The organism is Bradyrhizobium barranii subsp. barranii (genome assembly GCF_017565645.3).
Lineage (GTDB): Bacteria > Pseudomonadota > Alphaproteobacteria > Rhizobiales > Xanthobacteraceae > Bradyrhizobium > Bradyrhizobium barranii.
This window is the reverse complement of the sequence record NZ_CP086136.1, coordinates 9,855,049-9,873,634: the sequence shown is the minus strand read 5'-3', so window position 1 is coordinate 9,873,634 and position 18,586 is coordinate 9,855,049. Positions and strand designations below refer to the sequence as shown.

Here is an 18,586-nt window from a genome sequence, read left to right as displayed (position 1 = left end):
AAATCCTTAATCCTCGACCGCCGGGGAATAGCCAATCGCCCGCGGACGCTCCATGATCGGTGTGCCCGGCGCGATGCAGGTCAGGAAGCCCGACTAAAATGAAACGTCTCAAGATCCTGCGGCGGTGGTTTGCGCGGAAGCTCGGCTTCGCGCGGCTGATGTGCCTTGCGCTGCTGGTCGTCTTTGCCGGCGCTCGTGTCTGGGATCCGCCGCCGATCCAGGAATTGCGGCTGCGCACCTTCGACATGTTCCAGCTGATCGATCCCCGCCACAAGGCGGCGCGGCCGGTCACCATCGTCGACATCGACGACAAGAGCCTCGCCAAGCTCGGCCAGTGGCCGTGGCCGCGCACGCGGATCGCGGACTTGATCCAGAACCTCACCGGTAACGGCGCGGTGACGATCGGCTTTGATATGGTGTTCTCCGAAGCCGACCGGCTCAACCCGGATCTGGTCGCGAGCCAGATGCGCGATCTCGACGACGCCACCCGCGCCAGGCTGCGCGAACTGCCGACCAATGACCAGATCCTCGCCGACGCGATCAAGCGCTCGCACGTGGTGCTGGGCGAAACCGGGCAGCCGGCGATCTCGTCCGAGATCGACAAGTCGCTGCCCTTCACCGGCGTCGCGACGGTCGGCGAAGCGGATGCCGAACGTTTCCTGTTCGAATTCCCCGGCCTCTTGCGCAACGTGCCTGTCATCGAGAAGGTCGCGGCCGGCCGCGGCCTGTTCTCGATCAAGACCGAGCGCGACGGCCTGATCCGCCGCGTGCCGTTGATCATGCGCGCCCAGGGCAAGATCATGCCCTCGCTCAGCCTCGAGATTTTGCGCGTCGTCACGGCAACGCCGACGCTGTTGGTCCGGACCGACAAGACCGGCATCAGGGCCGTGCGCCTCAAGGGCGTGGAGATTCCGACCGACAAGAACGGCCAGCTCTGGGTGCACTACGCCCGCCAGGATCCCTCGATCTACATCTCCGCAGCCGACGTGCTCGACAACACCGCGCCGCCGAATAAGATTGCCGGCAAGCTGGTGCTGGTCGGCACCTCGGCGGTCGGGCTGAACGACATCAAGACCACGCCGGTGTCATCGACCATGCCGGGCGTCGAGATCCATGCCCAGGTGCTGGAGAGCGTGCTGAGCGGCGCGGTGATCTCCCAGCCGAACTATGCGCTCGGCGTCGAGCTGATCGCCGCGCTCGTGATCGGCCTGCTCGTCATCATCTTCACGCCGAATCTCGGACCGGTGCGCCTCGGGCTCGCGGGTGCCATGTTCGCCGCCATCCTGGTCGGCGTATCCTGGTTCTTCTATGCACAGTACCGCTATCTCATCGACTTCACCTATCCGCTGCTCTCGACCACCGCGATCTATCTGACACTGATCTTCGCCAGCTTCGTGCGCGAGCAGCGTCAGCGCGTGCAGATCCGCGGCATGTTCGCGCAATACATGTCGCCCGTCCTGGTCGAACAGCTCGCGCAGTCGCCTGAAAAGCTCGTGCTCGGCGGCGAGGAGCGCGAGATGACGATCATGTTCTCCGACGTGCGCGGCTTCACCACGATCTCGGAGAGCTACAAGCAGGATCCGCAAGGCCTGATCGCGCTGATGAACCGCTTCCTGACGCCGCTGACCGACGTCATCATCGATCAGAAGGGCTACATCGACAAGTACATGGGCGACGCCATCATGGCGTTCTGGAACGCGCCGCTCGACGATGCCGAGCACGAGGTCAACGCCTGCGAGGCCGCGATCCAGATGCTGGAGCAGATCGACGCCGTCAACAAGGAGCGCGAGCAGGAGGCCGCCGACGGCGGTCACGTCTACATCCCGCTCAATGTCGGCATCGGCCTCAACACCGGCATCGGCGTCGTCGGCAACATGGGCTCCGACCTGAAGAAGAACTATTCGGTGCTCGGCGACAGCGTGAACCTCGCCTCGCGCCTGGAAGGCCAGTCGAAGGAATACGGCTTTCCCATCATCGTCGGCTCCAGGACCGCGCTCGCCGCCAAGGACAAGTTCGCGATCCTCGAGCTCGACTTCATCATGGTCAAGGGCAAGACCGAGCCCGAGGTGATCTACGCCATCGCCGGCCGCGAGGACGTGATGCATTCGGGCGCCTTCCAGCGTCTGCGCAACGTCACCATCGAGATGCTCGGCTGCTACCGCGGCCGCGACTGGCAGGGCGCGCTGGATGCGATCGAGCGCGGCCGCCACAGCGAGGATGCCGACACGCTGGAAAAGCTGTTCAAGCTGTACGAGGCGCGGATCAAGGAATTCCAGATCAATCCGCCGGCGGAAGGATGGACCGGGGCGTATGCGCTGCTGACGAAGTAGGGGGTGCTTGAGGCCCCCGCTCGGGGCCTCACACTCGCTGTCGTCCCTGCGCACGCAGGGACCCATAACCACAGGGAGCGGTTTCGCGTGACTCGGCAACTCCGAGTCTTCACCAAACCACTCCCTGTGGTTATGGGTCCCGGGCTCGCGACTACGTCGCGCCCCGGGACGACAGCGGTGTTTGGCGCGGTAGCTGGCGCTACGCTACCTGCGCCCAACATCAACTCCCGTAGGGTGGGCAAAGGCGCGCAAGCGCCGTGCCCACCATCTCTCGTCGCGTCGCTCGAAGTGGTGGGTACGCTTCCGCTTTGCCCACCCTACAACACCGGCGTTTGCCGCCTTCACTCCGTCCCGATCGTCGTCAGATCCTGGAACCAGTGCTGCGCTTGCACGAATTGCTTGATCTTCGGCGACAGCGCATGCGGGTTGGTGTCGTGGACGACCCAGACCAGCACGGCATCGTCGACGATCAGCGCGTGCGCCTGCGCGATCAGATCGTCCTGCTTGGCGGTGTCGAACGTCTGCTTGGCCTTGTTGATCAGAGCATCGACCTCAGGGTTCTTGTAGCCGCCCCAGTTCACGCCGACCGGCGCGATCTGGTCGGAGGCAAAGAAGCGGACGATGGCGTAGAGCGGGTCCGAGGTGACATAGGCGATATTGTTGGCGGTGATGCCGGCGTTCATCTCGTCGGCCGCGCCCTTGCGCCAATGCGTATATAATGTCTCGAGCTCGACCACCTTGAAGTCGATGTCGATGCCGATCTCCTTGAAGCTCTGCTGCAGGAATTCGTTCATCGGCAGCGACAGCATCTGGCCGGTGCCGCCCTGGGCGATGATGAAGGTGGCCTTCAGCGGCTTTGCCTTGGAGTAGCCTGCCTCTTCGACCAGTTTCTTGGCCGCGGCCAGATCATATTTCAGCTCAAAGCTCGGTTTGCCGAACCACGGGCTCGACGGGTCGACCTGGCCCTTGGCCGGTTTTGCGAGGCCATTCATCAGGCCGACGACTTCGTCACGATTGATCGCGAGGTTCAGTGCCTTGCGCAGGCGGATGTCGGTCCAGGGCGAACCCGGCAGCACGCTGAGGTGATAATTCCAGACATGCGGCGTGACATTGTCGACGATCTTCATGCCGGCGGCTTTCAGCTGCGGCACGGCATCCGGCGCCGGCGTCTCGATCAGGTCCACTTGCCCTGCGAGCAGCGCATTGGTGCGCGTCAGCGCTTCCGGCATCGGCACCAGCACGATCTTGTCGGCCTTCGGAATGCGCTTCTTGTTCCAGTAGTCCGGATTCTTCGTAAGCTCCGCGAGCTCGCGCGGCACGAGCTTGGTCAATTTGAACGGACCGGTGCCGGAGGGCTGGCTCGCGAACTTGTCCCAATCCTTGCCGAGCTTCTCGTATTGCGCCGGGCTCGAGACCAGGAACCACAGCATCTGATACGGAAAGAAGGAATCGACCGTCTTGGTCGTGATCTCCACCGTGAAATCGTCGATCTTGGCGTAGCTCGCGACCGAAGGCAGGCGGGTCTTCACCTGCGCGCTCTGCCGCTTGTCGAATTGCGGCGCCTTGTCGTTGAGCACCTTGTCCAGATTCCAGATCACCGCATCGGCGTTGAACTCGCTGCCGTCGTGAAACTTCACGCCCTTGCGCAAAGCAAACCGCCATTTGGTCTTGTCGGTGTCATCCACCTTCCATTCGGTGGCGAGCCCGGGCACCAGCTTGCCGGGGCGGGTCGGCGACGTCCATCTCCCAGGCGACCAGCGGATCGTAGATGGTGTACGCCGTGAACTGATAGGCGCCGGCGCCCCGATCGGGCTGGCCCGTCGTCAGCGGGATGTCCGCCATCGAGATGCCGTAGCGCACCACCGTTTCGGCGCGCGCCGTGATCGCGGATAACGCCAGCGCAAGCACGGCGAGGCAGGTCGATAGTCGGATACGCATGGCCCAAGGCTCCCATGAGATTTCAGGGCCAAACCTGCAATCTTGATGCCAGAATAGGCAGGACGGTGCCTTTGCCGACACGTGATCACACAGACTTGTCGTCGCAGGGGCAATTTGCAGAAAAAGTTTCCCCATTGGCATAGCCATTGCCTACGTTTGCATCAAAATTAGTCATTGAAAGCCGGAAGAGGACTGAGACGATGCTTATGAAGACAACCACCCGCGCGGCGCTGATTGCTGCGCTGGCTCTGACGACTGCGGCCGCGTGGCCGCGCGTGGCGAGCGCCGAGACCGTGCTGCGCATCGGCATGACCGCTGCCGATATTCCGCGCACATTGGGCCAGCCCGATCAGGGTTTTGAAGGCAACCGCTTCACCGGCCTCACCATGTATGACGCGCTCACGGGCTGGGACCTGTCCTCGGCCGACAAGGCGAGCGTGGTAATCCCGGGCCTTGCGACCGAGTGGAAGGTCGACGATGCCGACAAGACCAAGTGGATCTTCAAGCTGCGCTCCGGCGTCACCTTCCATGACGGCTCGCCGTTCAATGCCGATGCCGTGGTGTGGAACGTCGAGAAGGTGCTGAAGCAGGATGCGCCGCAGTTCGACGCCAGCCAGGTCGGCGTCACCGCGTCGCGCATGCCGACGCTGGCCTCCGCGAAGAAGATCGACGACATGACGGTCGAGCTCACCACCAAGGAGCCCGACAGCTTCCTGCCGATCAACCTGACCAACCTGTTCATGGCGAGCCCGGCGAAATGGCAGCATTTCTACGACAAGGCGGAAGGCGCCGACGCCAAGGCGAAGTCGCAGGCTGCGTGGACCGCGTTCGCCAAGGACGCCGCGGGTACCGGCCCGTGGAAGATGGCGAGCTTCACGCCGCGCGAGCGGCTCGAGCTGGTGAAGAACGCGGCCTATTGGGACAAGGCGCGCGTGCCCAAGGTCGACAAGATGGTGCTCTTGCCGATGCCGGAGGCGAACGCGCGCACCGCGGCACTGCTCTCCGGGCAGGTCGATTGGGTCGAGGCGCCGGCGCCGGATGCGCTGCCCGAGCTCAAGCAGCGCGGCTTCAAGCTCTACGCCAACGAGCAGCCGCATGTCTGGCCGTGGCAGTTCTCGCGCGTCGAAGGCTCGCCCTGGAATGACATCCGCGTCCGCAAGGCCGCCAACCTCTGCGTCGATCGCGAGGGTCTCAAGGACGGCCTGCTCGCGGGCCTGATGGTGCCGGCGACCGGCACCTTCGAGCCCGGCCATCCCTGGCGCGGCAAGCCGACCTTCGAGATCAAGTATGACAAGGCGGCTGCGCAAAAGCTGATGCAGGAGGCCGGCTTCGGTCCGTCAAAGAAGCTGACGGTGAAGATCCAGACGTCTGCGTCGGGCTCGGGCCAGATGCAAACGCTGCCGATGAACGAATATCTCCAGCAGGCACTCGCCGAATGCTATTTCGACGTGAAGCTCGACGTCATCGAGTGGAACACGCTGTTCACCAACTGGCGCCGCGGCGCCAAGGATCCCAGCGCCAACGGCTCGAACGCGACCAACGTCACCTATGCGGCGATGGACCCCTTCTTCGCGCTGGTGCGCTTCCTTCAATCGGGCATGGCGCCGCCGGTCTCGAACAATTGGGGCTTCATCCACGAGCCCAAGTTCGACGAGCTGGTGAAGAAGGCGCGCCAGACCTTCGACCCCGCCGCGCGCGACGCGGCGCTCGCCGAGCTGCACGCAGCCTCCGTCGACGATGCCGCTTTCCTCTACGTCGCCCACGACGTCGGCCCCCGCGCCATCAGCCCGAAGGTGACGGGCGTCGTGCAGCCGAAGAGCTGGTTCATCGACTTCTCGCTGGTGTCGATGCAGTAGTTCGCGCCACACGCTCAGTGCACCCTCTCCCCTTGTGGGAGAGGGTGGCTTCGCGGCAGCGAAGCCGGGTGAGGGGTCTCTCTCCGCGAGCGACCCTCTCTCTCATTCGATAACGCTGTATCTGCGGATAGATACCCCTCATCCGGCGCGCTGATCGCGCGCCACCTTCTCCCACAAGGGGAGAAGGAAGAAAGAAGACCAGTGCTCGCCTATATCGCTCGCCGCATCGTCTATGTCATTCCGATCGTCATCAGCGTGGCGCTGGTGTGCTTTCTGCTCGTGCACATCACGCCGGGCGATCCGCTGGTTGCCGTGTTGCCGGCCGACGCCTCGCAGGAGCTCGCGGCGCAGCTGCGCGCCGCCTACGGTTTCGACCGTCCGCTGCCGGTGCAGTTCGGGCTTTGGCTGCTTCGTGCCCTTCATGGCGATCTCGGCAATTCCATCGCCACGGGGCGCCCGGTGCTCGCCGAGGTCATGCGCGCGGTCAGCAACACCGTCACGCTCGCGATTGCGGCCGCCATCATCGGCTTCACGATGGGCATCCTGCTCGGCCTGATCGCCGGCTATTTCCGCGAGACCTGGATCGACAAGGTCGCGACCTCATTCGCCATCGCCGGCGTCTCGGTGCCGCATTACTGGCTCGGCATGGTGCTCGTCATCATCTTCTCGGTGCAGCTGAACTGGTTGCCCGCGGTCGGCGCCGGGCCGAACGGCTCCAACTCCTGGGCCTGGGACTGGGCGCACCTGAAATATCTCGTGCTGCCGGCGATCACGACGTCGGTGATCCCGATGGGCATCGTCACCCGCACCGTGCGCGCGCTCACCGGCGACATCCTCTCTCAGGATTTCGTCGAGGCGCTGCGTGCAAAAGGCCTGCACGAAACCGGCGTGTTTCGCCACGTCATCAAGAATGCCGCGCCCACCGCGCTCGCGGTGATGGGGCTTCAGCTGGGTTACATGCTCGGCGGCTCGATCCTGATCGAGACCGTGTTCTCCTGGCCGGGCTCGGGCTTCCTGCTCAACTCGGCGATCTTCCAGCGCGACCTGCCGCTGCTGCAGGGCACGATCCTGATCCTGGCGTTGTTCTTCGTCTTCCTCAATCTGCTGGTCGATATCGCGCAAGCCGCGATCGACCCGCGCATCAAGCGGGGCTAGGCGATGAGCGAGCTTCCGTTGTCTGCCACCGCCGATGCCGCGCTCCGGGCCGCACCCGCCACCAAGGCGCGCGGCTATTGGGCGACCGTCGGCCGCCGCATCGCCCGCGACAAGGTCAGCATGGCCTGCGCGCTGGTGCTGTTGCTGATCTTCCTGTCCGCGGTGCTCGCGCCGTGGCTCGGACTTGAAGATCCCTACAAGGGCTCGATGATCCGCCGCCTGCGCCACATCGGCACGGTCGGCTACCCGCTCGGCACCGACGAACTCGGCCGCGACATGCTGGCGCGGCTGATCTATGGCGGGCGATTGTCGCTGGTCATCGGCATCCTGCCCGTGATCCTCGCCTTCTGCATAGGCACCTCGCTCGGCCTCGTCGCTGGCTATGTCGGCGGCAAGCTCAACACCGCGATCATGCGCACGATCGACGTGTTCTACGCCTTTCCGTCCGTGCTGCTCGCCATCGCGATCTCCGGCGCGCTCGGCGCCGGCATTCTCAATTCGATCGTGTCGCTGACGGTCGTGTTCGTGCCGCAGATCACCCGCGTCGCCGAAAGCGTCACCACCGGCGTGCGCAACATGGATTTCGTCGAAGCCGCGCGCGCCTCCGGCGCGGGGCCCTTCACCATCATGCGGGTGCACATCCTCGGCAACGTCTTGGGTGCGATCTTCGTCTATGCGACCAGTCTCATTTCGGTCTCGATGATTTTGGCCGCAGGTCTCTCCTTCCTTGGCCTCGGCACTAAACCGCCGGAGCCGGAATGGGGACTGATGCTGAACACGCTCCGCACCGCGATCTACGTCAATCCCTGGGTCGCGGCATTGCCGGGCGCGATGATCTTCGCGGTCTCGATCTGCTTCAACCTGCTCTCGGACGGTCTGCGCAGCGCCATGGACATCAGGAACTAGGCCATGAGCGAGATCAACACATCCGTCGAAATGCTGGAGCCGGTCGAGGACGTTGGCGGCGTCGCGCAACCGCTGCTCCAGGTCAACGGCCTGACCAAGCATTTCCCGGTGCGCGGCGGATTGTTCGCCGCCAAACGCACCGTGCGCGCGGTGGACAATGTCTCCTTCTCGGTCGCGAAGGGGGAGACGGTCGGCATCGTCGGCGAGTCCGGCTGCGGCAAGTCGACCACCGCGCGGCTGCTGATGCATCTGATGCCGCGCGATACCGGGGACATCATCTATGACGGCATGACCGTCGGCCAGGCGCTGTCGTTGCGCGAGCTGCGCCGCGGCATGCAGATGGTGTTCCAGGATTCCTATGCCTCGCTCAATCCGCGCCTAACGATCGAGGAATCGATCGCGTTCGGCCCGAAAGTGCACGGCATGGCCGATGGCACGGCCCGTGCGCTCGCGCGCGAGCTGCTCGGCAAGGTCGGCTTGCGGCCGGAAAACTTCGCCAACCGCTATCCGCACGAGATCTCCGGCGGCCAGCGCCAGCGCGTCAACATCGCGCGTGCGCTGGCGCTGTCGCCGCGACTGGTGATTTTGGACGAAGCCGTTTCGGCGCTCGACAAGTCCGTCGAGGCGCAGGTGCTCAATTTGCTCGCCGATCTCAAGCGCGAGTTCGGCCTGACCTATCTCTTCATCAGCCACGACCTCAACGTGGTCCGCTACATCAGCGATCGCGTGCTGGTGATGTATCTCGGCGAGGTCGTCGAACTCGGTCCGGTCGACCAGGTCTGGGATAACCCTGCGCATCCCTATACGCGCGCACTGCTTGCCGCGATGCCGTCCTCGGACCCGGATCGTCGCACCGAAAAACCGCCGATCACCGGCGATCCGCCCAATCCGATCGACCCGCCGCCGGGTTGCCGCTTCCACACCCGCTGCGCGTTTGCGGAGCCGCTCTGCGCAAATGCAGCACCAAAGCTCACCGCGCTCGATAGAATGGGCCACGAGGCCGCGTGCTACATGGCGATTCCGGGTTCAGGCCATAGCCGCGCGCCCGCAGAGGAAACAGCATGACAAGACCGACACCCAAAGAGATCAAGCCGATCGCGCAAGTCGCGGGCGTTCCTGTCGATGACGAGATCGCGACGCGTATCTCCAATTCCATCGGACCGGCCTTCGAAGGCTTTGCGGTCATCGCCGGCACGCTGCCGTTCGATCTCGAGCCCGCGCTCTATCCGATCGCGCAGACGCAGAAGGTGTCGAAATGAGCCGTGAGCCTGCATTGATGACGCTCACCGAGGTCGCGCGCGCGATCGCGATGAAGCAGGTGTCCTCGCATGAGGTGACGCGCGCGCTGCTGCACCGCATCGCACAGTGGCAGCCGCATCTCAACGCCTTCATGTCGGTTGAAGCCGAGTCCGCGTTGAAGGCTGCCGATGCCGCCGATGCCGAGCTCGCCAAGGGCAGTGTCCGCGGTCCGCTGCACGGCGTACCGCTCGCGCACAAGGACATGTATTACGACGCAGGCCACGTCTCGACGTGCGGCTCGCTGATCCGCCGTGATTTCGTACCGACCGTCACGTCGACTGCCTTGCAGCGGTTGAAGGATGCCGGCCAGGTCCGCCTCGGCACACTGCATCTGGCCGAATTCGCCTATGGACCGACCGGCCACAACGCCCATTATGGCCCGGTCCGCAATCCCTGGAACGTCGCGCACATCACCGGTGGCTCGTCCTCCGGCTCCGGCTCGTCGGTCGCGGCGCGCCTGACTTTTGCGGCGCTCGGCTCGGACACCGGCGGTTCGATCCGCATGCCCGCGCATTTCTGCGGCGTCACCGGTCTGAAGACCACCGTCGGCCGCGTCAGCCGGGCCGGTGCGATGCCGCTGTCGCAATCGCTCGATACCGTCGGACCGCTCGCCCGCACCGCGGAAGATTGCGCGCTGCTGCTGGCGCTGATGGCCGGTCCCGATCCAGCGGATTCGACCTGTAGCCACGAGCCGCTGTCCGACTATGTCGGCGCCACCAAGGGTTCGCTCAAGGGCCTGAAAATCGGCGTGCCCGCGTCCTTCTATGTCGACGATCTCGACGGCGAGGTCGCGCGCGTGCTGGACGAGACCATCGCGGTGCTCAAGCGGGAGGGCGCCGACGTCGTCACGGTCGAGCTGCCGGACCAGCGGCAATTGTCTGCGGCAAGCCAGCTCGTGCTCGCGGCCGAAGCGGCCGCCTTCCACAAGCGCTGGATGATCGAGCGTCCGCAGGACTATGGCCCGCAGGTCCTGATGCGGCTTCAGAACGGTCTCGCCGTTCCCGCCATCACTTATCTCGAAGCCATGCGCTGGCGTGGTCCGGCGCTCGCTGCGCACAATGCGGCCACCGCTGGCGTGGATGCGATCATCGCGCCGGCATCGCCCGTGCCCGCGCCGACGATCGAGGAGAGCGATGTCGGCGGGGGCCCGAACGCGCCGGCCATGGTGCAGCGGCTGACGCTGTTCACCCGCCCGGTGAATTTTCTCGGCCTGCCGTCGCTCACCGTTCCCTCCGGCTTCACCAAAAGCGGCCTGCCGGTCGGCATGCAGCTGATCGGCCGCTCCTTCGATGAAGCGACCCTGCTCACCATCGGCGCCGCCTTCCAGCGCGTCACCGACTATCACGATAGGTTGCCGAAACTGCCGTCATGACAAAGCTCGTCGAGATCTCAGGCCTCAACATCCGCTTCACCGGGGAGCGCACGGTCTATGCCGTGAACGATCTCAGTCTCTCGCTCGGTGACGGCGAGGTGCTGGGCCTGCTCGGCGAGTCCGGTTCCGGCAAGAGCGTGACCCTGCGTGCGCTGATGCGGCTGCTGCCGAAGAAGCGCACGCAGATCACGGGCAAGGTCAACGTCATGGGCCGCGACGTGCTCGCCATGAACGACGAGGAGCTGTCGTCGTTCCGCGGCCAGACCGTGTCGATGATCTTTCAGGAGCCCGCGCTCGCGCTCGATCCGGTCTACACCATCGGCGCGCAGATCGCCGAAAGCGTCGTGCGTCACGAAGGCAAGAGTTTTGCGGAAGGGCGGGCGAGGGCGCTCGAAATGCTCGAGGTCGTGCGCATTCCCTCCGCAAAGCGCAGACTCGATGCCTATCCGCACGAGATGTCCGGCGGCATGCGCCAGCGCGCGATGATTGCCCTTGCGCTCGCCTGCCGTCCCAAGATTTTGCTGGCGGACGAGCCGACCACCGCGCTCGATGCCACCGTGCAGATCCAGATCCTGCTGTTGCTGCGCGAGCTTCAGCGCGAGTTCGGCATGTCCGTCATCTTCGTCACCCACGACATTGGTGTTGCGATCGAGATCTGCGACCGGGTCGCGGTGATGTATGCCGGCCAGATCGTGGAGCAGGGGACGCTCCGCGACATCGTCCGCACGCCGGTGCACCCCTACGCCAAGGGCCTGCTCGCCTCCACCATCCACGGCGCCAAGCGCGGCGCCCGGCTGGAGACGATCCCCGGCACCCCGCCCTCGCTGGCCGAAAAGCCGAACAACTGCTCCTTCGCCCCCCGTTGTGCGGTCGCCCAGCCGCGGTGTCTGCAGCAATTGCCTGCGAATGTGGAGGTCGGACCGGGCCGGGCGGCGAGATGCGTGCTGGCCGAGCCGGTCGGAGCGACGTAGCTCGTTCTCCAGCCGTACTACATCCCCGCGCGACACTGCGCTCCCTCCCCCGCAAGGGGGGAGGGAATGAGAGATTGGCGCGTCCCTCACTTCAAATCGCGCACTTCTTCAGAATCCCTCTACGACAACACCGACTTGTCACAGTTCACCTCGCACCACCGGCCAACTGCACTCCTACTGTGCATGGGGTTGTTTTCGACATTTTATCCGAGCCGACCATTCAGACCCCATTCATCCCGGTTCCGGTTCCATGCCCCCGTTCATGGAGAGGGACTTCAACTTATGTACATTTCTGGCCAAGGCCTCATCGTCATCCTGTTCGTCGGCCTCGTCGCCGGCTGGCTCGCCGGCAAGGTGGTGCGCGGCAGCGGGTTCGGCATCATTGGCGACATCGTGATCGGCATCGCCGGCGCGTTTGTCGCAAGCTTCCTGTTCCCGAAGCTCGGCATCCATCTCGGCACCGGGCTCGTGTCCGAGATCATCTATTCCGCCATCGGCGCCATCATCCTGCTCCTGGTGGTGCGGCTGGTGCGCGGCGGCGGCCGGCTCTAGCGTCACATTGGCTCAGTGAGCCAGAACTTTCGCCTCTCCCCCGCTGGGGAGAGGCCGCGATGTCTGCTATAAAAAGCCGCAAAGACTGTGAAATACCGGACTTGCGTGCGAGGCCGTCAGGGGTAGAGGTGGCCTATCAGGGACCTGGATTAATTCGACCGCGTTCGTCGCGGGGGAATACGATGTTAATCCGGGTCGCGTACCCCTGAACGACCTAGGAAATCAGGGGCGTTGCCCCTTACCCGAAAGAGATCAGACTGATGGCAGCCGTACCCGTCCGCCGTTCAGAGCTCGGTGACGCCTTGCGTGCTTGTCGCACGGCGTTCGTCGGCGTCGGCTTGATGAGCTGCATGATCAACCTGCTCTATCTGACCGGGTCGATCTTCATGCTGGAGGTCTACGACCGGGTTCTGCCGAGCCGCAGCGTTCCGACTCTCGTCGGCCTGATCATCATCGCCAGCTTCCTCTATATGGCGCAGGGCATGCTCGACATGATCCGAAACCGGATCCTGGGGCGGATCGGCACGGCGCTTGATGAAGCCCTCAACAAGCGCGTGTTCGACACCGTCGTGCGCCTGCCGCTCTTGGTCGGCAGCCGCAACGAGGGCCTGCAGCCGCTGCGCGACCTCGACAATGTCCGCTCGTTCCTCGGCGGCATGGGCCCGAGCGCGTTCTTCGACCTGCCCTGGCTGCCGCTGTACCTGGCCATCTGCTTCGCCTTCCACGTCATGATCGGCCTCACCGCTCTGGTCGGCGCCATCATCCTGGTCGGGCTGACGCTGGTCACCGAATTCATGTCCCGCCAGCCGGCGAAGGACGCGATGGGCCTCGCCGCCCAGCGCAACGATCTCGCCGCCTCGAGCCGGCGCAACGCCGAAGTCATGGTCTCGATGGGCATGACCGGCCGGATGAACCAGCGCTGGAGCGAAGCCAACGAAAAATACCTCGACGGCAACCAGCGTGCGAGCGACGTCGCCGGCGGTCTCGGCGCGGTCGCAAAAGTACTGCGCATGATGCTGCAATCGGCCGTGCTCGCGGTCGGCGCCTATCTCGTCATCCACCAGGAAGCGACCGCCGGCATCATCATCGCCGGCTCGATCCTTTCCGCCCGCGCGCTCGCGCCGGTCGATCTCGCCATCGCGCACTGGAAATCCTTTGTCGCGGCACGTCAGAGCTGGCAGCGCCTCACGCGCCTGCTGGAGCAGATGCCGCCGCAGACGATGCCGACCCAGTTGCAGGCGCCCACCAGTCGTCTGTCGGTCGAGGGCATCGCCATGGTGCCGCCGGGCGATCAGCGCCTCATCGTGCAGGACGTCAGCTTCGCGCTCACCGCCGGCAATGGCCTCGGCGTGATCGGGCCGAGCGGCTCCGGCAAATCGTCGCTGATCCGCGCGCTGGTCGGCGTCTGGCATCCGGTCCGTGGCAAGGTGCGGCTCGACGGCGCGGCGCTCGACCAGTGGGCCTCCGACATGCTCGGCCGCCACATCGGCTATCTGCCGCAGGACGTCGAATTGTTCGGCGGCACCATCGCGCAGAACATCAGCCGTTTCGATCCCGAGGCCACCTCTGACGGCATCATTTCCGCGGCGAAGGAAGCCGGCGTGCACGAGATGATCATCAAGATGCGCGAGGGCTACAACACACAGGTCGGCGAGCAGGGCACCGCGCTCTCCGCGGGCCAGGCGCAGCGCGTGGCGCTGGCGCGCGCGCTCTACGGCAGCCCGTTCCTGATCGTGCTCGACGAGCCAAATTCCAATCTCGACACCGAAGGCGACGAGGCGCTGACCCGCGCGATCCGCAGCGCGCGCGAGCGCGGCGCCATCGTCATCGTGGTGGCGCACCGCCCGATCGGCGTCGAGGCGGTCGATCAGATCCTGGTGCTGCGCGACGGCCGTATGCAGGCGTTCGGACCGAAGGAGCAGGTGCTTGCCCAGGTGCTCCAGCCGCGCGTGACGCCGCCGGCACCGATCAAGATCGTCAGCGAAGGCGGAGTGCCCAAGTCATGAGCACGATGGCTATCGGCGGCGGAAAGCCCGCCGCGAAGAGGACCGTGCGGGATTCCATCAGGTTTCATCTGATGCTCGGGCTGGCCATCGTGCTGGCCCTCGTCATCGGTCTCGGCGGCTGGGCGTCGACGGTGCAGATCTCGGGGGCCCTGATCGCGCCGGGCCAGGTCGTGGTCGAATCCAACGTCAAGAAGGTGCAGCATCCGACCGGCGGCGTGGTCGGCGAGCTGCGTGCCCGCGACGGCGACGTGGTCAAGGCCGGCGATATCGTGGTGCGGCTCGACGACACGGTCACCAAGGCGAACCTCGCCATCGTCACCAAGAATCTCGACGCCGCGCTGGCGCGCACGGCGCGGCTCCAGGCCGAGCAGCGCGGTGTCGACAAGATCGAGTTTCCGCAATCGCTCCTCGATCGCGGCAACGATCCCGACGTCAAGAACCTGCTCTCCGCCGAAACCAAGTTGTTCGACGTCCGCGTCAATGGCCGCGCCGGGCAGAAGGCGCAGCTCCGCGAGCGTGTCCAGCAGCTCAACGAGGAGATCGAAGGACTCTCCGCGCAGGAAAAGGCCAAGGACAGGGAGATCGTCCTGGTGCAGCAGGAGCTGGTCGGTGTCCGCGATCTCTATGAGAAACACCTGGTGCAGATCTCCCGCCTCACCACGCTGGAACGCGACAGCGCCCGCCTCAACGGCGAGCGCGCGCAATACATCGCCTCGCGCGCGCAGGCCAAGGGCAAGATCACCGAGACCGAGCTCCAGATCATCCAGGTCGACAAGGACATGGTGAGCGAGGTCTCCAAGGATCTGCGCGAGACCAACGACAAGATAGGTGAAATGATCGAGCGCAAGGTCGCCGCCGAAGACCAGCTCCGCCGTGTCGACATCCGCGCGCCGCAGGACGGCATGGTGCTGCAATCGACCGTGCATACCGTCGGTGGCGTCGTCACCGCCGGCGACGCGCTGATGCTGATTGTGCCGCAGGCCGACGATCTCCAGGTCGAGGCCAAGGTCAATCCTGTCGATATCGACAAACTCCAGATCGGTCAGAAGACGCTGCTGCGCCTGTCTGCGTTCAACCAGCGCACCACGCCGGAGCTCAACGGGGTCGTCAGCCGCGTGTCGCCCGACGTCACCACCGACCAGCGCACCGGGCAGAGCTACTACACCATCCGCGTATCGATGCCCGCGGAAGAGGTCGCCAAGCTCGGCGACTCCAAGCTGATCCCCGGCATGCCGGCGGAAGCCTTCGTCCAGACCGGCGACCGCACCATGTTGTCCTATCTGATGAAGCCGCTGCACGACCAGCTGATGCGGGCATTCCGCGAGAAGTGACGCGCGAAAGCGCGTCATCCCGGAGCGCGCTTAGCGCGCATCCGGGATCTCGGGCGACATACGCGATCTCGTAGGGTGGGCAAAGGCGCAACGCGCCGTGCCCACCGCTCTTCGTGCGATGGTCAAGATGGTGGGCACGCTTCGCTTTGCCCACCCTACAGGACCGCCTTCTTTGCTATAGTTCGACTCAAGCCCAGCAACCCGGCGGTCGAACAATGCAATCCCCACCCTCCATCGCCACCAAATCCTTCACCGACGCCGCCCTCGCCGTCGCCCGCCTCGAGGAAATCTACGAGCGCAACACGAAATTCCTGCGCGACCGGTTCGAGGCCTATGTCAACGGCGAGGCGATCACGACGCGGGTGCGGGCCTACTATCCCTTCGTCCGCGTCACCACCGCGACGTATGCGCGGCTGGACTCGCGTCTCGCCTACGGCTTCGTCGCCGGCCCCGGCGTGCACGAGACCAGCGTTACGCGGCCGGATCTGTTCCGCGCCTATCTCACCGAGCAGATCGGGCTGTTGATCCAGAACCACGGCGTTCCCGTCGAGATCGGCGAATCCGCCGAGCCGATCCCGATCCACTTCGCCTATCGCCGCGACATCAATATCGAAGCCGCAATCACCACCAGCGAGAATTCTCTTGTGACGCGATCGCTGCGCGACGCGTTCGACGTGCCTGATCTCGCCACCATGGACGATTCGATCGCCGACGGCACCTTCGAGCTCCAGCCCGGCGCGCCCGAGCCGTTGTCTCTGTTCCGCGCCGCCCGTGTCGATTATTCGCTGCGGCGGCTCTATCACTACACCGGCACCGATCCCGAGCATTTCCAGAATTTCGTGATCTTCACCAACTACCAGTTCTATGTCGATGCCTTCGCGCAGCTCTGCCAGCAGCGGCTGCAGTCCGGCGAAGCCGGCCTCGAAGCCTTCGTCGCGCCGGGCAATGTGATCACGGGCAGCGGCGGCGCAACCAGCGGGGTGGCGCCTGCCCGCGCGCCGCAGATGCCGGCTTTCCATCTGGTCGCGCCTGGCTATCGCGGCATCACCCTGATCAACATCGGCACCGGCCCGTCGAACGCGCGCAACGTCACCGACCACGTTGCTGTGCTGCGCCCGCATGCCTGGCTGATGCTCGGCCATTGCGCAGGCCTGCGCAACACGCAGCGGCTCGGCGACTACGTGCTCGCCCACGGCTATGTACGTGAGGACCACGTGCTCGACCGCGAGCTGCCGCTCTGGGTGCCGATCCCGGCACTGGCCGAGATGCAAGTCGCGCTCGAACAGGCGGTCGAGGACGTCACCGGCCTCGAAGGTTTCGAGCTGAAGCGCCTGATGCGCACGGGCACCGTCGCGAGCGTCGACAACCGCAACTGGGAGATCTCGGGGCCCGAGGTGATCCGCCGTATGTCGCAGTCGCGGGCGGTCGCGCTCGACATGGAATCGGCCGCGATCGCCGCCAACGGCTACCGCTTCCGCGTTCCCTACGGCACGCTACTGTGCGTCTCCGACAAGCCGCTGCATGGCGAGATCAAGCTCGCGGGCATGGCCAGCGAATTCTACCGCCGCCGCGTCGGCCAGCATCTCGAGATCGGCCTGAAGGCGCTGGAGCGGCTCAAGCAGCAGGAATCGGAACGGCTGCATTCGCGAAAGCTGCGAAGCTTCGCCGAGGTCGCGTTCCAGTAAAGGACAACGTGACTGTCGTACGAACGCTGACGTCTCTGTGAGCACAGTGTCCCGGAATATCGCGGCCGACGCAGTGTTATCACGTCGTCCGGGGCCGCTTGAACAGGACAGGAGGCAGACATGATCACAGCGATGATCAGGCTCGTCACGCTCGGTACATTTGCGGCAGTACTGTTGAGCTCGCCGGCCTTTGCCGCCGGCGGCGGCGGTGGTGGTGGCGGGGGCGGCATCAGCTCCACTGATCCCTATGCCGGAGCCTATGCGGATCAGAGGCTGCAGCCGCAGCCAGTCTACCCGAAGCGCTGGGGCACCAAGGCAACACACAAAGGCAGGAAGCCGAACAACCAGTCCAGTATCGGCGATCCCGCCTTCGCGGCCGGCTACCGCGTGGCTTATGACACCATCTACGAGCGAAACGACTATGCGACCGCGATCGAGCAACTAAAATCGCTCGGCCATGACGACCATCCGAACGTCGCCAACCTCATCGGCTATTCCTACCGCAAGCTCGGCGACTACGAGCAGTCGCAGGTCTGGTACGAGCGCGCGTTGAAGGCAGATCCGAACCACGTATTGACGTGGCAGTATTACGGATTGTGGCAGCTCGAGCGGGGTAACCGCGAGCAGGCGCTCTATCATCTCAGCCGGATCGCTGCCATCTGCGGGACGGATTGTGAGGAGTATCGATCGCTGGCCGCGGCACTCGACAAGCCGACCGGCACGGCGCTCGCCTACTGACGTTGGAGCCGGGCCGACCGACGGAAGCTCACTGTTGATGAACATCGCATGACAGCGATGCCTCCTGGCGCGGGTGGTGACAAAGCGTCAGATTTTCAGCATTGTCCCGTTCGGGGGCGCGAACGGGACAATTGAATGCCGCTGTCGCGCGACAGGATCATCGGCCACGACCTCGAACGGTTGGCCTTTCGCTTCACGATGATGCGTGAGGATGAGGTCGTGCATTGCCAGATCAGCGATGCCGCGATGGACGAGCTCGCGGGCATGCAGGGTACCGAGAGCAGCGCGCGCCAGGCGCAGTTCCTATCCCTGCGTGAGACCATCGAGCGGCTCGCGTCGGATATCTATGACGAGGCGCCGCGGGTCCAGGGATATGTGGTGCGGATCTTCATGCGGCATCTGGCAAGATAGCAGGGCATGCCTGCAACTCGTCATGGCCGCGAAAGG

Annotated in this window: 14 protein-coding genes and 1 pseudogene; 14 read left to right on the top strand and 1 reads right to left on the bottom strand. The window is 64.8% G+C overall.

Features of this window, described 5'->3' with window-relative positions; genetic code table 11:
* Nucleotides 1-98: 98 nt before the first annotated feature.
* Nucleotides 99-2,330, top strand: a complete 2,232-nt coding sequence (locus J4G43_RS48035) for a CHASE2 domain-containing protein (RefSeq protein ID WP_208089050.1) — start codon at nucleotides 99-101, stop codon at nucleotides 2,328-2,330.
* 341 nt (nucleotides 2,331-2,671) lie between these two features.
* On the opposite strand, the pseudogene J4G43_RS48030 reads toward J4G43_RS48035, so the two are convergent.
* Nucleotides 2,672-4,268: pseudogene (locus tag J4G43_RS48030) on the bottom strand (ABC transporter substrate-binding protein).
* A gap of 200 nt (nucleotides 4,269-4,468) precedes the next feature.
* Between J4G43_RS48030 and J4G43_RS48025 the strand changes: the two are divergent.
* From J4G43_RS48025 to J4G43_RS47965, 13 genes are all read left to right on the top strand, one after another.
* The gene (locus J4G43_RS48025) at nucleotides 4,469-6,124 is read left to right on the top strand and encodes an ABC transporter substrate-binding protein (protein WP_208089049.1); all 1,656 of its coding nucleotides are present in this window, start codon (nucleotides 4,469-4,471) and stop codon (nucleotides 6,122-6,124) included.
* A 201-nt stretch (nucleotides 6,125-6,325) separates the two neighbouring features.
* On the top strand, nucleotides 6,326-7,279 hold the full coding sequence (locus J4G43_RS48020; RefSeq protein ID WP_014498430.1) for an ABC transporter permease: 954 nt from the start codon (nucleotides 6,326-6,328) through the stop codon (nucleotides 7,277-7,279).
* Nucleotides 7,280-7,282: 3 nt separating this feature from the next.
* Nucleotides 7,283-8,185, top strand: a complete 903-nt coding sequence (locus J4G43_RS48015) for an ABC transporter permease (RefSeq protein WP_208089048.1) — start codon at nucleotides 7,283-7,285, stop codon at nucleotides 8,183-8,185.
* Between the two features lie 3 nt (nucleotides 8,186-8,188).
* Nucleotides 8,189-9,250, top strand: a complete 1,062-nt coding sequence (locus tag J4G43_RS48010) for an ABC transporter ATP-binding protein (RefSeq protein ID WP_208089047.1) — start codon at nucleotides 8,189-8,191, stop codon at nucleotides 9,248-9,250.
* Nucleotides 9,247-9,444 carry a hypothetical protein gene (locus tag J4G43_RS48005; protein WP_208089046.1) on the top strand — a complete coding sequence of 66 codons (198 nt, stop codon included), beginning with the start codon at nucleotides 9,247-9,249 and terminating at the stop codon, nucleotides 9,442-9,444. Before J4G43_RS48010 ends, J4G43_RS48005 begins: the two co-directional genes overlap by 4 nt.
* Entirely contained in the window at nucleotides 9,441-10,856 is a 1,416-nt protein-coding gene (locus tag J4G43_RS48000) for an amidase (RefSeq protein ID WP_208089045.1), read from the top strand. The genes J4G43_RS48005 and J4G43_RS48000 overlap by 4 nt, the downstream gene beginning before the upstream one ends.
* Nucleotides 10,853-11,827: an ABC transporter ATP-binding protein gene (locus tag J4G43_RS47995; RefSeq protein WP_208089044.1), complete on the top strand. Its 975-nt coding sequence runs from the start codon at nucleotides 10,853-10,855 to the stop codon at nucleotides 11,825-11,827. Before J4G43_RS48000 ends, J4G43_RS47995 begins: the two co-directional genes overlap by 4 nt.
* Before the next feature lie 282 nt (nucleotides 11,828-12,109).
* Nucleotides 12,110-12,379: a GlsB/YeaQ/YmgE family stress response membrane protein gene (locus J4G43_RS47990; protein ID WP_063980822.1), complete on the top strand. Its 270-nt coding sequence runs from the start codon at nucleotides 12,110-12,112 to the stop codon at nucleotides 12,377-12,379.
* A gap of 260 nt (nucleotides 12,380-12,639) precedes the next feature.
* Nucleotides 12,640-14,385 (top strand): type I secretion system permease/ATPase, encoded by a 1,746-nt coding sequence (locus J4G43_RS47985; protein ID WP_208089043.1) that lies wholly within the window; start codon nucleotides 12,640-12,642, stop codon nucleotides 14,383-14,385.
* Nucleotides 14,382-15,716 carry an HlyD family type I secretion periplasmic adaptor subunit gene (locus J4G43_RS47980; RefSeq protein WP_063980824.1) on the top strand — a complete coding sequence of 445 codons (1,335 nt, stop codon included), beginning with the start codon at nucleotides 14,382-14,384 and terminating at the stop codon, nucleotides 15,714-15,716. Before J4G43_RS47985 ends, J4G43_RS47980 begins: the two co-directional genes overlap by 4 nt.
* 215 nt (nucleotides 15,717-15,931) lie before the next feature.
* The gene (locus J4G43_RS47975; RefSeq protein ID WP_208089042.1) at nucleotides 15,932-17,401 is read left to right on the top strand and encodes an AMP nucleosidase; all 1,470 of its coding nucleotides are present in this window, start codon (nucleotides 15,932-15,934) and stop codon (nucleotides 17,399-17,401) included.
* Nucleotides 17,402-17,521: 120 nt separating this feature from the next.
* Nucleotides 17,522-18,139 carry a tetratricopeptide repeat protein gene (locus J4G43_RS47970; RefSeq protein WP_208089041.1) on the top strand — a complete coding sequence of 206 codons (618 nt, stop codon included), beginning with the start codon at nucleotides 17,522-17,524 and terminating at the stop codon, nucleotides 18,137-18,139.
* 135 nt (nucleotides 18,140-18,274) lie between these two features.
* Nucleotides 18,275-18,550 (top strand): DUF1488 family protein, encoded by a 276-nt coding sequence (locus J4G43_RS47965; protein WP_063980827.1) that lies wholly within the window; start codon nucleotides 18,275-18,277, stop codon nucleotides 18,548-18,550.
* Nucleotides 18,551-18,586 lie beyond the last annotated feature (36 nt).